Here is a 13,738-nt window from a genome sequence, read left to right on the forward strand (position 1 = left end):
AATATCAAAAACTTTGTGTTGCGCTTGATATTTTTAAATTTATTCATTAACTAATTCTCCTTTTAATTTCTCAAAAATTAATTTTTCTCTTTTTTCAAAAAAATCTTTTATATCATTAAAATCTGCATCTTTAGGAATTAAGTTCTTATTTTTGTAATCTTCGCATTTATCTTTTTTAACTGTTTTTATTCAATCAATAAAACTCACATTACTTTTTTTGAAATTACCATATCCATCTAATATTTGTAAATTACAAATATTGTTTATATTTTTATTATCCTTATGCATTGATTTTGGGTATATATGATCTATCTGATAATCAAATATTTTTATCATATGTGGATACAAAATACGCATTATTCTTAACAAAGGTTTATCGCCATATTTTAAATTTAACAAATAATCTTTTATTTTTGTTTCACTATATCTTAGTGTGTTTTTTGTTCCTCAAAAATGATTATTAATTTTATCAAAAGGAAATTCTTCGCCTTGACTAGTATCATTTATTATTGTTCTTATTTGTTTAATTATACTGTTTGGTTCTCTATTAAACATTCCTTTTAATAAAGTTAGATAAAATCATTTTTTAATAAATTTTTTATTTTCTTCTGTAATGTCGTTTAAATTAAATAAATTATTTTTAAACAAATAGTGTGTAATAGGAATAAATATATCAGTTGTATCTACGCTATCTCTATCAAAACCAAACTCAGAAACAAGTATAATAGTAGAATTTATTGCTTGTTCAATATTTTTTCAATTGTCTAGAATTATTTGTATTGAAGTTTTATTATTATCAACAAAATTATCTAATGTTAAAGTAACAGTTTCAAAATCATGCAATGTAAAACAAGTTTTTAATATTGTGTCTTTTTTTATTTTTAATTCTTGACTAAGTTTACTGATATTTTCTTTTAATTCTTCTATTTCTTCTATATTATCAAAAACATTTTTATTTTGTTCAATGAAAGAAAAGATTAAATTTGAACAATTTATATTATCTTTTTCTGTATTTATACGAAGAAATATTTTAAATATCTCTTTTATTTCATTAGTATTCTCTTGATAATAAGAAATAACATTTTCTTTATTAACAATTTCAGATAATCTAATTAATGCATTAAAAGCAAATTTCTTTTCACCATCATTAAATTTTTCATTATCTTTAATTTTTTCAGTGTAGTAATCAAAAATATCTAATTCCCTTTTGCCTAAAATATCAGAGACTTTGTATCAATATTTTTTCTTTCCATCTTTTGCGTTTTTATCTGTGTTTACTTTATTTGTATTATTTTCAACTTTGCTTTCACTGTTTTTAATTTGTTCATCAGACAAAAATTCAAATTCATATTCATTGTCATCATCATAAATATTTTTATACAAATTTAAATATAAATATCTATTTTTAATTCTATTATTGTTTATAAAAGAATATGAACCCTTTAATCCTATATAAATAGAATTTAATCTTTGTTGTCCATCTAATATAGCTATTTGCTCTTTAAAATTTTCAAATTCTCCCAATTCATATTGGTTATCTTCATTATTGCTTTTAGAAACATAATTTTTTATGAATTTATAAAAATTTAATTTATATGAATTTTCTTCATTTTTATTATTAGTCGGAATTTTTCAAAATAGAAAAGTACCAATTGGATAACCTCTCATAAGAGTGTCAAACAAGGATATTATATCTCTTGTTTTCCATATAAATTTTCTAGCAATAAAAGGTAGTAAATACTCTCCATTTTCAATTTTATCTACTATCTCTTTAATTGTTAATGGCATTTGAAATGACATAATTATTTTTTCCTCAAATAAATGTATGCAATTATTATACAATCTATTTTTTACTTATTAGAACTTATGTCAAGAATGGTTAAACAAGATTTTTATTCAATATTTTTTATTTTATTTAAAAGATTTATAACTTCTTTTTGAAATTTTTCAAACTTGTTTTTATCAGTATTAAAAAATGGGAATCCTAATATTTTGTATTTTTCATATTCTTTGTCAACTTCATAAAATTCATTTAAAGATAGTAAAAATGTCTCTTTTCATTTATCTTTCTCCATTAAATGTTCTCCTTTTGGTTCAACATAACACTGATAATATTCTTCATTTTTTTTCATTACAAATAATATGAAATCAGGTTCTATTCTTTCACCACTATCAAAAGTATAAATAGCAAGTTCAGGTATTCTTTCATTCCTTATTACATAATAATTTAGTTGTTTTTTATCTAGTTCACATTTAATATTTTCTACAAATTTTTTAATAAACGCTTTTTCTTGATCTGTGCCATAATTATCTTCATAAACATATCAATCTTCTGTTTTTAAATTTAATTGTAAATTTTCATCAATAGATTGATTTTGCGAAACACCATAACCTGAATTAGAAGATATATTATTGAAATTAATTTTCTTATTTCTAAGAATATTACAAATCTTATTTGGTATAAATTTCTTTGTTCCTTTATATTTAGGTTTTATTTCAGTTATATATGAAGATATTTTTGAAAGAGCAAATTTCACTGCTTCATATATTATTTTTGTAGATAATTTATCTCTTTTATGTTTTATATTTATTTTAATGTCACCTAAATATTTATTTGAAATCAAAAATTCTTCTTTAGAAGATAATTTCGAAAATTTATTTTTTAAAACATTAAATTTCAATTGTTCAAAACAATCAATTGCTCCTAGCAAAATATTTAAATTTATAGAATTAAAATAAAAAGATGTAACTTGTTCATTTTCTAATTTTATTTCATCATCATCAAATAAATTAGTAACATTTCCATTAATTGTTTGTGAAATATAATATATTTCCTCTTTTTTGATTTCAGAATCAATACCAGTTTCGCTCAAATCTTCAGAAATTCTTTGATTTGAAAATATGATACCTTTTCTATAAAAATCAGATTTTTTAAATTCTTCTTTAAGTTTATATTCACGAACAATTGTATTCATATCTTGAAGACCAATATATATTAATGCTTTCTTTAATTCATTAATATATTTTGAATCATTTTTGCTGTGAAAAAACATTGTTTCAAGAATACGATACTTATTATCTAAGTCATTATCATATTTTCTTTTAAAAATAGTATTAGGATCGCCTATATCAAAAGGACAATATCTAGCCCCTCTACCAATCAATTGTGCTTCTTTGATTGTGTAATTACTAATTTTTCTAGCAGATTTATCTCCGCCTTGTCTTGTATCATATAAACGTACAATATCAAATAAATTTAAAACATCTCATCCTTCATTTAACATATCAACAGTAAAAATTATTCTTATAGGATTTTTTTCATCCTCAAGTGAATTTAGTAATAATTGTTTTTCAATACTATTATCTGAAGTATTATTCATAATAATAGCATTATCTTGTGCAAAGGAATTTTTAAGAGAATTTATTAATGAATTTAAATTGTCATTCCTTTGTTCAAAATAATCAATAGCACTTTTCAATATTTCAATATTTGTATCTTTTAATGCTCTGATTTCTTGAGGTTCAATTAACACAAGTTGTTTAAAAAAAATATTGTAAAATTTTTCTGAATCTAAAATCCTCTGTGATTTTAGCATAACCACAGGTTTAATATTCAGTTTTAATTCTGCAAATAAAAATTTCCTATACTCGCTCATTATAAGTGCTATTAAAGTTCTTGATCATAAATCACTATTAGTGGCAAAATTCTGGAAATCTTTTGTATATTTGCTTTCTCTAAATGATGAAAGTGGATAATTAAATACAATTTTGTTTTTATATTTTTCTAGTACATTTTTATCTTTCAAATCGCAAGTAGCTGTGAATTCAAGCATTACATTTTCTCTATTTTGTTTAAATGCATTAATCACTGACATTTCTCAACTACTTTCTAATTCGCTTTCAGACTTTGTTGGTTTTTTAGTTAAAGAATTTATATGATGGCTTTCATCTGATATAAAAACAATTTTTTTATTCAAGAAATCATCAAATGTTAATGAATTTTCTTTTGGTGAATTTAAATCTTTATGAAGTTTTTGAATAGTGGTAAAAATAATTTCAATATTATTATCATTTTCACTAAAACTATCTACCTTATCAATTTTTATTCTTTTTTGTTCATATTCAATAACTTCTTTAAATAAAAATTTATCCGATGAAGAATTAATAAAATTGCCAATTGTCTTTTCTAATACATTTGTTTGATTGACAAAAAATAGAAATTTTCTATAACCTTTTGTATATAAATAGAGAATTAATCCAGCCATTATTACTGTTTTCCCACTGCCTGTTGCCATATGAAAAAGTGTATGAATTGAATTATTATTATCTTTAAATTTATCAAAATAAAATATGTAATTTAAAAATGCTTGTTTTTGATATTCTCTTAGTTTTATTTTTGATGATAACCCATTTTTAATAATTTCTGGTATTTCTTTTGGCTTTTCTTTTGCAAGAAATTCCATTAGAGTATTTATTTTTTCATATAAAAAATTCTTATTATCTGTTTCCATAAAAAGATTTGGTAAATTTTTTATCACTTTCACTTACTTTATAGTTTTTATCATCAATATCTGAATAATTTACATATAGTTTATTTATATTAATTAAATCTATTAATATTTGCTTTTTGTCTTTTAAATCTAATTTGTCAAATTCGTTATCAACTTTTAATAATTCATTTGTTGAAATAAACGGAATAATTCTTTGGTCACAATATATTTCGGTTTTTATTTTTTTAATTTCATCTTCATTTGCTGAAATAATACTATTTAAAAGTTCATATGCATCTTCTAAAAGTTCACAATAAACAAAAGAGCCGCCTCCCTTTCATCCTATTTCTTTTGATATACCAGTGTCATCATTTTTTATTACATTATTTAATCTTTCTACTGTTATATTATTAATGTAATCCATTTGTTCAATACCTATATATTTTCTATTCATCTTATGTGCAACAGCACAAGTGGTGCCAGAACCCAAAAAGAAATCTAATACTAAATCATTTTCAGATGTAAAAATATCAAAATAGAATTTAATATATTCTTCTGGTTTCTTTGCGTTTCTAAAAGAAACCCCACCTTCTTTATTGACTGCATTGTATTTTTCTGCATAATTTAAGAAATTAGGATATGGTTTCAAAGTAACATCTGAGCTTTTTGGTTTTCCTTGAAAATATCTTCCAGCTTTTTTTCCTGCTTTCGGAAATTGAAATAGTCTATATTTTCTTTCATCATCTCCCATATCAAAAACCGCAAACATAGTTTCGGGAGGATAATTTTTATCATTAATTAAAGGTCTAAGATATTTTTCAAAAAATCTACCACTTGAATTTTTTTCGCTTATACTACCAGTTATTGTATACATTTTTAATTTTTTAAAATTAGGTTCACCGGTTTTTATTTCAAAAGTTCCAGGCTTATAAATAACTACTTCTTTATTACCTATTTTTATTTTTTCACATTTTTCAGGATCTTTTTCCAAAATTATTTCGTAGCAATATAAATCTTCTTCTTTTTGTTTAATCATTTTTGGCATTTTAAAATTTTTACTTTTTGAATAAACTAGTGTATATTCAATAACATCATTGTATTCTTTATCGCCAGTTAATATACGTTCAGTATTTCTAACCAATGTGTTAAAATCCATTATATGTTTTCCGTCAGAAAATATTTCATCTACTAAAACCCTAAGATAGGGAAATTGATGAAAACTAATTTGAATTAATAATATACCATCATCGCTCAAAAGTTTTTTTGCTATTTCTAACCTATTTTTCATAAATACAAGTCAAGTAGTTCTATTAAAGGAATCGTTATAAGAAAAACTATCAGAACCTGTATTATATGGCGGATCTATATAAATGCATTTAACTTTTCCTTCATATACTTTTAAAATTGAAGAAAGAGCTATTAAATTATTTCCTTTAATAATTAAATTATCATTTTTATCAAAAATGATATCTTTATTTTCTATATTATTTTTACTATATCTTTTTATATTTGTGAATACTTTGGGTGCAAGCATTTGATTTATTTGATCACTTGCGATTATTTTATTGTAAAAAATTTCTTCACGTTTTTGATCGTCTTTAGTTTGGCCACCATAGAGAATACAATCTTTGAAGGGAAAATTCAAGACTATATTTTCATTAAATAATGCCCCCCCCCCGAAAATGTTGAAAGGCCTATTTTATTTGAAAATCTTGTATATGAATCAGGCAAAAATTCTTTGGAATTTAGAAATCATACAAATTTATTTTTATCAAAAATTCAATTATCATTCACTTTTACAAAAAATGAATTTTTAATTTCTTCATTGGACATTAATAAACTTATTAATTCTTTATTCATGTTCATTACATCATTGTAAACAACAGGCTTTAAAATTTTTTTATCTTTTGATAAATATTTACTATTATTTTTTAATAATTCTTCAAGCAACTGAAAAATGTTATTTTTCATTTTTCCCTTTCTTTTGTAAACTTAAATGCTAATAAATGAGAATTGATTTGATTATAAATTAATTTGCAATTTTAATCTAAAATTAAATCTAATTTATTAATGTGCTAATGACCCAAAATAAAATAAAAAACAAATTCCCTTGCTTTAAGAAAATTTGTTTAATATTTAAAAAGGTTATTATTCTTCTTCGTAATATGGAATTACGTGAATATGAGTTCTCGGAATTTCTTGTCCAGCGGCTTCACCGTTGTTGCTTTCCAATTTGAATCCTTTTGCATTAAGTTTTTTAACTTGCGATAAAGCTAATTTTTTAGTTAATTGCATTAACTTTACATATTGCTCATCTTCAATATCAAATAAGTTTTCTGAATATTCTTTTGGAACTACAAGGAAATGACCCTTATTAACGGGATTAATATCGAGAAATGCAATTACATCATCATCTTCATATAAGATAGTTGCAGGTATTTCACGATCTATTATTCTCTGAAAAGTATCTTTTTCCATTACTATAAAATTCCTAATTGTTTCAATGTGTTTTTAATTTCGTCATTTAAATTTGAAGATTTTTCATCTATTTCAAATAATTTTAATTCTTTATAATATTGAATTGCCTTTTTAAAATAATCATCTGGACTATTGAATATCAAATTCAAAGCTAATTTTTTAGTTTCTTCTTTTTCGCCTCAAGGTGTTGAATTAAATGTGAATTTCTCTTCTCCACTTTTATTTTTGGTTAATAGAGGAACAACTTGCATTACATATTTTCCTTCAAATTCTTTTGATGAATCTTTGTAAATATCAATTTCAAGTGGAAATTCTAATATATTAAATTCTTTTGCACTTGATTCTGATTCGCCTTCAGCTGTTATAAGTTTTGAATCAAATTTAACAGCGTCCCTACGTGAAATTTCTTGAATATTCATATTTCAATTAACTTCAACGTCTTTTGTTTTTTCAGGATCTATTTTAATTTTATCAATACTAAACTCTAAAGTATAGTCTTTATTCGTAGTTGTAATTGTATTGCCCAATGTTGCCAAGTATTCTCCAACATCAGTACTTGTCAATTTATATTCAAAAGTAACTTTCTTAGTTGTCGGATCTTCTTTTCTAGTAGTTTCTTTTCACGATGAACCATCATATACTTTTAATTTAAAGTTTTTATCTTCAAGAGTTTTTAGAGTGCCGGCTTTAAATTTATTTTTAATATCATCTTCTAAACTGGCAAGTGCTCTATATTTAACTTTTCTAACTACTTTATTGAAAATTAAACTTTCAGGTGAATAAATTCTATTTTTGTTTGGTTCAATGTAACCATAAACAACACTTTTTCTTTCTTTTATATCTTCAATAGTTATTGATAAATCTCTACCAGCAGTAAAATCAGATGATTTCTTATAACCTTTATATCCTCTTAATTTATCAAATTCAATACCCATATTGCTTTTGATCATAATTTTCTTTTGTCATTCTTTAGCAACAGGATTTAAATCAAGTTGAGGAGTTTCAGAAGGGTTATAACCTGCAAGTCTATTAAAATCTTGAATGTTCTTAATTTTTCCTAATGACTTACGTAAGTTCATATCACGTTTATCGGTAAATTCTCATGAAAAAACGATTGGAGTAAATAATAATTCTCTCAACATATTGATTGAGTCGTCTTTTCAATCAAGTTTTTCATGAATTTCTTTTTCTTTAACGTTAATATCTTTTGGTAACTTTTTCTCAGCTTCGATTTTATCTTCGCCTTTACTATTATTAGCAACCTTTTTTAATTCAGGTCTATCTTTCAATAAGAAAAGTTTTTGTAACAGTAATTTTTGGATTTCTAAACTTATGTTTTCATTCAAAACGTGTGAATTTTTTACAATAAATTTTAATTCTTCGGCTGAAGGTACATCAAATAATTTCGGATTAAAATTAGAAGTATCAATATTTGAATGTTGGAATGTTTCTTTTAAACTACTAAAGTATTGTTTATCAGTATCAATTTTTTTTAATGCTCAAACGTCAAAGATTTCTTTAAAATCTTTATTTAGTGCAGTATTATCTTTGTTTATAACTTGATTAATTAAATCAATTTTATTATTTGAATTTATACCAGATGCTTTAATATCATCCGCATAAAATTGAGAAAGTAATACACTTGTAATCAAGTGTAAAACAGTATTTTTTGAAAGTTGTGAATTGATTATTATTTTTTGATTACCAGCAGTTTCTGTGCTTTCGGTTGATTTTTTTGGACAACTTGTAGCAACTAATGTGAGAGGTAAAACTGTTGCTAGCGGAGTAGCAAGAAGCGTTAATTTCTTAAATATATTCTTTTTCATTAGTTCCTCTTAATTATTTTAGAAATTCGGTTAGTTGTTCAAAAATGTATTTTAGCATCTCAAGATTTTTCTTATTACTATGTTCAGTTAATCAATAACTTTCATCAGATGATTGGAATGAGAAGTCATGAAAGACGGCATTATTAATTTGTTCTTTTGTGTAATCTTCAATCTTTTTAATCTTTTCTTTTATGAATTTACTTTTAGCAATAACAGTTAACATTTTTTGATAATCTATAACGCTTTTTATTGCGGTATCATCAAATTGTTTTTCAACAGATTCAAGTGTTTTATATTTTTTAGACTTAATATAATCTTTGAAATCTTGTTTTTCGATTAGTTCGGCAATCTTAAAGTCTGTATCAATTATTGAATTAAACATTGTATCTAAGTTCAATAATGGTTCTTTAAAGTCAGTTGTATAATTCAATTTAGCATTTATTTGTAAATCACGCAATATAACTTTCTTGGTTTTTTCTTCATTTTCCAATTGATAAATATTTTGAATTGTAATACCTTCACTATTTACAAAAACATAATTTCCATTTGTTTTATATACGGCATACAATTTTTTATCTGAAGTATCAATAAAAGCATCTCTAAATATTTCGCCAAGTTTTTTGTTTAATTTATCTGCATTAGCACCATCAAGAGTTGATTTAATTAAATCATTTAACTTAGCATATTCTTTTGATTTTTCAGTGGTGTAATCGGATTTATTCATTTCACTGTTATTATTATTCTTTAATTTATCATACAACGCTTTAATTTCAGTATTTGTGGTTGAACCTACAATTACATCATCATTATTGAATATTTCAATTAACTTGTTATATAAAGTATCAAATAAATTAGTTTCTTCTTTAGGCTTGAAAATACCTTTTGTATTTGATTGAACATCTGGCATTAATGCAGAAATTAATGGTAAATAAATTGAAGGATCTTTTTGATTCATTCTTGTTTCAATATCTTTGAAACCTTCTGAACCAAATTTCTTAGCATTTGTTGATGAGTTTGAAACTTCATCTAATGCAATTTCATCGTTTCTAGCACTTAATAAAGTTGTTGAGCCAATAGGTGTACTAGGATCAACTTCTAGAATTCTTGAAACACCTTTGAAGTCTTTAATAGCTTTCATTCCAGGCACAACTTTAACTTTATCTTCTGCTGAACCGTTAAATAATGTGAATTTTAAAAGTTTAATAACTTGGTCTTTTGAAACTGATCAAGGTTTTGATTTATCCTTTAAATCAGGTTTTGCATTAATAGTAAATTCAGAAGTAATTAATTGCTTTTTACTACTTCATTTTTTCAAATATCTTGAAATAGGATCTTTTAATTCTTCAAATTTAGATTTTTCTCATTTAGTGATAAATGATCTAGTTGTAAAAATAGGAACTTTGTATTCGTCTTTTGTATTAATTTTTAATTCAGGTGAATCAGCAGGAGGAAGAACATAGTTTTCATTTTCTTTAGCAAAAGGTATTTTTATAATTTCGCCTTTAGAAGCAATTTTTACTTTATTTCCCTTGTAGGTATATTCAACATCTGAGTTAGCAGTTATTCCATCTTTAACTTCGGTGTAAGTAAAATCACGGTTGGTCTCAAAAGTATAACGTCTTTGGGCTTGAATTTTTAAACGTTCTGTTGATTTATAGTCAATAGCTTCTTGTTCTGTTTTAGCTTTTCCTCATTCAGGTTTTGCAATTTCTTCATCAAATTTTTCTTGTCATTTTTTTTGAAAACCAAATTGATCCTTGAATTTCTTTTTCAAGTTTTCAATTTCTTGTTTTACTTTATCTTTAACTTCTTGAATTGAATCTAATTTAAAACTTTTTTGGTTTGAAGAAATTTTGTTAGCATTATAAACAGCATCATAGTAAAGTGAAGCTTCATATTCTTTTTCATATAAATATTCAAATAAATGTTTATCCATTTCTTGTGATAAATGGCTCTTTTCATTTACCGAAGTGTTGTTCTTATTGATTTCACCGTATGTTACACTATATTTGTTACCACCTGAAGTTATTTCAAAAACTACATCACTATTCTTCAAAATAGGAGTAGCTTTTGGAAGTGCTTTGTAAGCTTTTACAACTGGAATAGTAATACCAGAAATTAAAGCCCCAGAAAGTACAGTTCCTCAAGTTGCACCCATAATGATTTTCTTTCTTTTTACCTGCTGTTCAGTTGTAACAACTCTATTTTTCTTACTCATTAAAATACCTTTCGGATTGTTAAATAAAAATAATTTAATATTTTACCATTTTTCTAAAATTAAATTCCATTAATGAGAATGCGGCCATTATTAGCAAATGTACAAGAGTATAATTTTTTATAAATTTAACATAGTTAAGGTCAGTTTTTTGCCTAGAAAAATATCAAATTTTCAAGCATTTTTTAAGGCAAAAAATTTATCGTTTTGTTTTGAATAATTGAATAATTAATGCTTAAAATAGTAAAATATTTATTAACTTAAACTAAGTAGGTAGCAATGGTTATAAATAATGTTAAGTATAAAAAAACTGAAATTTTAAAACAGTTTGTGGAAGTTTGCGAGGCAAATTCTTTGTGATATTCACTAGATGAAAAAACACTTTTACTAGCTTTTACTAAAAATAATTTTGATGATTTTATGGATCATTATGAAGTATTTATGACTTATGATTCATATGAAAAATTGAAGCTAACTTGTCCAAAAAACGTTCTAGATAATTCAAAGCATTCTAGATACTTTGACCTTCAATGTAAGTTTATAAGCGATATAAACAACATATATGAGAACCAACCATTTTTAAATATTAATTTAATTCTACCTACTACCATTAAAAAACTAAAAAAATTTGTAAGCTATAAAAACAAAAAGAAAAGTCAAATTAATCACTATCTTTCATACCGCAACACTAATGTTAGCAGTATCAAAAATAAGATTGCACTTTCTAAACTTTTACGTCCTTTTTATCTAACTTTCTCTTATAAAGAATTGATAAATTCTTTGTATACTGATGAATACGAAGGTTTCATAATAACTCAAAACATCATTACAAAAAATATTATTGATAAATGAATTGGCAATCTTTCATTCAGAACTAAAAATGTAATTTTGAACGGTCTTACTGTAAAAGTTATAGAAGAATATGAGGATTATTTAATTAATTTATTTGGAAAAAATTATGCAGAATTTATTCCAAATGAACCTGCTAATTGATACATCAACCCTATTGAAAAATACAACTTTGCAAAAATAGATTTAGAAGAAAATAAACCAACAAGCGAAATCAAAGTCTTCAATACAGGAGAAGAAAACAAAATTGATGGCACATTAAAAACCGAAGAAATTAAGGTCTTTGACTAAACTTCTTCGGTTTTTATTTTGAGGTTTTTGCTACTAAGTTTTAACAAAACAAAAATGCCGTGTGGCATTTTGTTAGTTATATAAAACTCTGTTTTTTGATAGTACACGTACTAGATGTAAAATACAAGTTACGGTTATTAAGATTAATAGGATTAAATAGAATACAAACAATAATATTGTGTCTACTTGTTTTCCTGAAAGTCCTCCACCTTGAACAATTAATACATATATCGATAAGAAAAATAAAGCTAGAAGTACACCAGCAAAAAATATTGTTGCTCTTTGGGTTACTTTTGGAAAGTCTTTATTGAAAGATAATGAAATTATTATCAAGTTGAATATAGCGGCAACAAAGCCAAATAGCAATACCGCTACCAAAATTCAAACCACTTTTTCTCCTTGTTTAATTTTTGTAGTGTGTAAATTTTAGCACATAAGTCTTTTTATGTTAATAATAGAGTGTTTAAAAGACTTTTCTATAAAATTTATTTAGAATTAGATTCTTCTTGTTCTGCAACAACTATATTAGGTTGTTCAGAAATTAAAGACTTACGTTTTTGTTCTTTAATTTCTCTAATTTTACCATTTTCAAGTCATATAACTTTATCAGCAAGCTCAGCTATATCAGGATCGTGAGAAACTATGATAATAGTAGAATGATAATCACGGTTTATTTCTTGTAGAATCTTCAAAACAATTTTTCCAGTCTTTTCATCAAGTGCTCCAGTTGGTTCATCTGCTACTATGATTTCACTATTTTTTGCTAGCGCACGCAAAATTGAAACACGTTGTTGTTGACCACCAGACATTTGTGAAGGATATTTATACATACATTCAAGTAGGTCAAATTCTTTAAATAATTTTCTTATATTAATTTTTTTTGATTTATCTGCTTGAAGATAAGCACCAGTTTCAACATTGTCATAACTATTTAGATTTTGAAGTAAGTTATAGTTTTGGAAAATGAATGAAATATTTTTTCTCCGAAACATTGTTTGTTTACGATCGCTTAGATAAGGAAGTGAAATATTATTAACAACAATCTTACCACTTGTTGGACGATCAAGAGCCGACATTATATTCAATAGTGTTGATTTACCAGATCCTGATTTACCATATAAAATCGCAATCTCGCCTCTTTTAATACTAAAGCTTATTCCTTTTAAAACATTAGTTGCAACATTACCTGAAATATAAGTTTTAGTTAAATTTTCAACTTCTACAATATAACCTTCAGTGTTATCCAAATGTGCATTAGCATCTTTTGGTCAAGGTTTATTATTAGCTTTAAGAAGTTTTTTTAACTCCCCACGATTCAAGATTTTAACCGAACTATCTTGTGGTGGATTTTGCGGATCAAATTCTAATTCAGGATTAATCTTTTCTCCTACTTCTTTTTTAGGCTTGTTTGCTTTTTGTTTTTTGGTTGGTGCAGCTTTTTTAGCGTTAATTTCTTTTTTTGATGTCTTTGCAGCAGAAGAAGCTTTAGCTTCTTTTGCTTTTTGAGATTCATGCTCTAAAATACTGAATTCTTGTTCAGCTGGTTCAGGTAAGTTTTTTTTATCATCTTGTAAATTCATTTTAACCTT

The 13,738-nt window shown here is 24.7% G+C and carries 10 protein-coding genes; 1 reads left to right on the plus strand and 9 read right to left on the minus strand.

Features of this window, described 5'->3' with window-relative positions:
• Positions 1-39: 39 nt before the first annotated feature.
• From JN03_RS08615 to JN03_RS08640, 7 genes are all read right to left on the minus strand, one after another.
• Entirely contained in the window at positions 40-1,800 is a 1,761-nt protein-coding gene (locus tag JN03_RS08615; protein ID WP_036439939.1) for a DUF262 domain-containing protein, read from the minus strand.
• 92 nt (positions 1,801-1,892) lie between these two features.
• Positions 1,893-4,463 (minus strand): DEAD/DEAH box helicase family protein, encoded by a 2,571-nt coding sequence (locus tag JN03_RS08620; protein WP_273570222.1) that lies wholly within the window; start codon positions 4,461-4,463, stop codon positions 1,893-1,895.
• 34 nt (positions 4,464-4,497) lie between these two features.
• A complete protein-coding gene (locus tag JN03_RS08625) occupies positions 4,498-6,135 on the minus strand; it encodes a site-specific DNA-methyltransferase (protein WP_051601302.1) in 1,638 nt (545 codons plus the stop codon).
• 2 nt (positions 6,136-6,137) lie between these two features.
• Positions 6,138-6,461 carry a site-specific DNA-methyltransferase gene (locus tag JN03_RS08630; protein ID WP_254736952.1) on the minus strand — a complete coding sequence of 108 codons (324 nt, stop codon included), beginning with the start codon at positions 6,459-6,461 and terminating at the stop codon, positions 6,138-6,140.
• A gap of 177 nt (positions 6,462-6,638) precedes the next feature.
• On the minus strand, positions 6,639-6,968 hold the full coding sequence (hinT, locus tag JN03_RS00890; RefSeq protein WP_036439966.1) for a histidine triad protein HinT: 330 nt from the start codon (positions 6,966-6,968) through the stop codon (positions 6,639-6,641).
• 2 nt (positions 6,969-6,970) lie between these two features.
• Positions 6,971-8,794 carry a HinT-interacting membrane complex lipoprotein P60 gene (locus JN03_RS08635; RefSeq protein ID WP_134076489.1) on the minus strand — a complete coding sequence of 608 codons (1,824 nt, stop codon included), beginning with the start codon at positions 8,792-8,794 and terminating at the stop codon, positions 6,971-6,973.
• A gap of 13 nt (positions 8,795-8,807) precedes the next feature.
• Complete coding sequence (locus tag JN03_RS08640) at positions 8,808-11,012, minus strand: HinT-interacting membrane complex protein P80 (RefSeq protein ID WP_134076490.1); 2,205 nt, start codon at positions 11,010-11,012, stop codon at positions 8,808-8,810.
• 276 nt (positions 11,013-11,288) lie between these two features.
• On the opposite strand from JN03_RS08640, the gene JN03_RS08645 reads away from it, so the two are divergent.
• Positions 11,289-12,149 carry a hypothetical protein gene (locus JN03_RS08645; protein ID WP_134076491.1) on the plus strand — a complete coding sequence of 287 codons (861 nt, stop codon included), beginning with the start codon at positions 11,289-11,291 and terminating at the stop codon, positions 12,147-12,149.
• A gap of 72 nt (positions 12,150-12,221) precedes the next feature.
• On the opposite strand, the gene JN03_RS00910 is transcribed toward JN03_RS08645, so the two are convergent.
• Together JN03_RS00910 and JN03_RS08650 are read right to left on the minus strand one after the other, a co-directional pair.
• Positions 12,222-12,539 (minus strand): hypothetical protein, encoded by a 318-nt coding sequence (locus JN03_RS00910; protein ID WP_036443861.1) that lies wholly within the window; start codon positions 12,537-12,539, stop codon positions 12,222-12,224.
• A 95-nt stretch (positions 12,540-12,634) separates the two neighbouring features.
• Positions 12,635-13,729, minus strand: coding sequence for an ABC transporter ATP-binding protein (locus JN03_RS08650; protein WP_134076492.1), 1,095 nt, complete (start codon positions 13,727-13,729; stop codon positions 12,635-12,637).
• Positions 13,730-13,738: the final 9 nt, after the last annotated feature.

The organism is Metamycoplasma hyosynoviae (genome assembly GCF_004365165.1).
GTDB lineage: Bacteria > Bacillota_I > Bacilli_A > Mycoplasmatales > Metamycoplasmataceae > Metamycoplasma > Metamycoplasma hyosynoviae.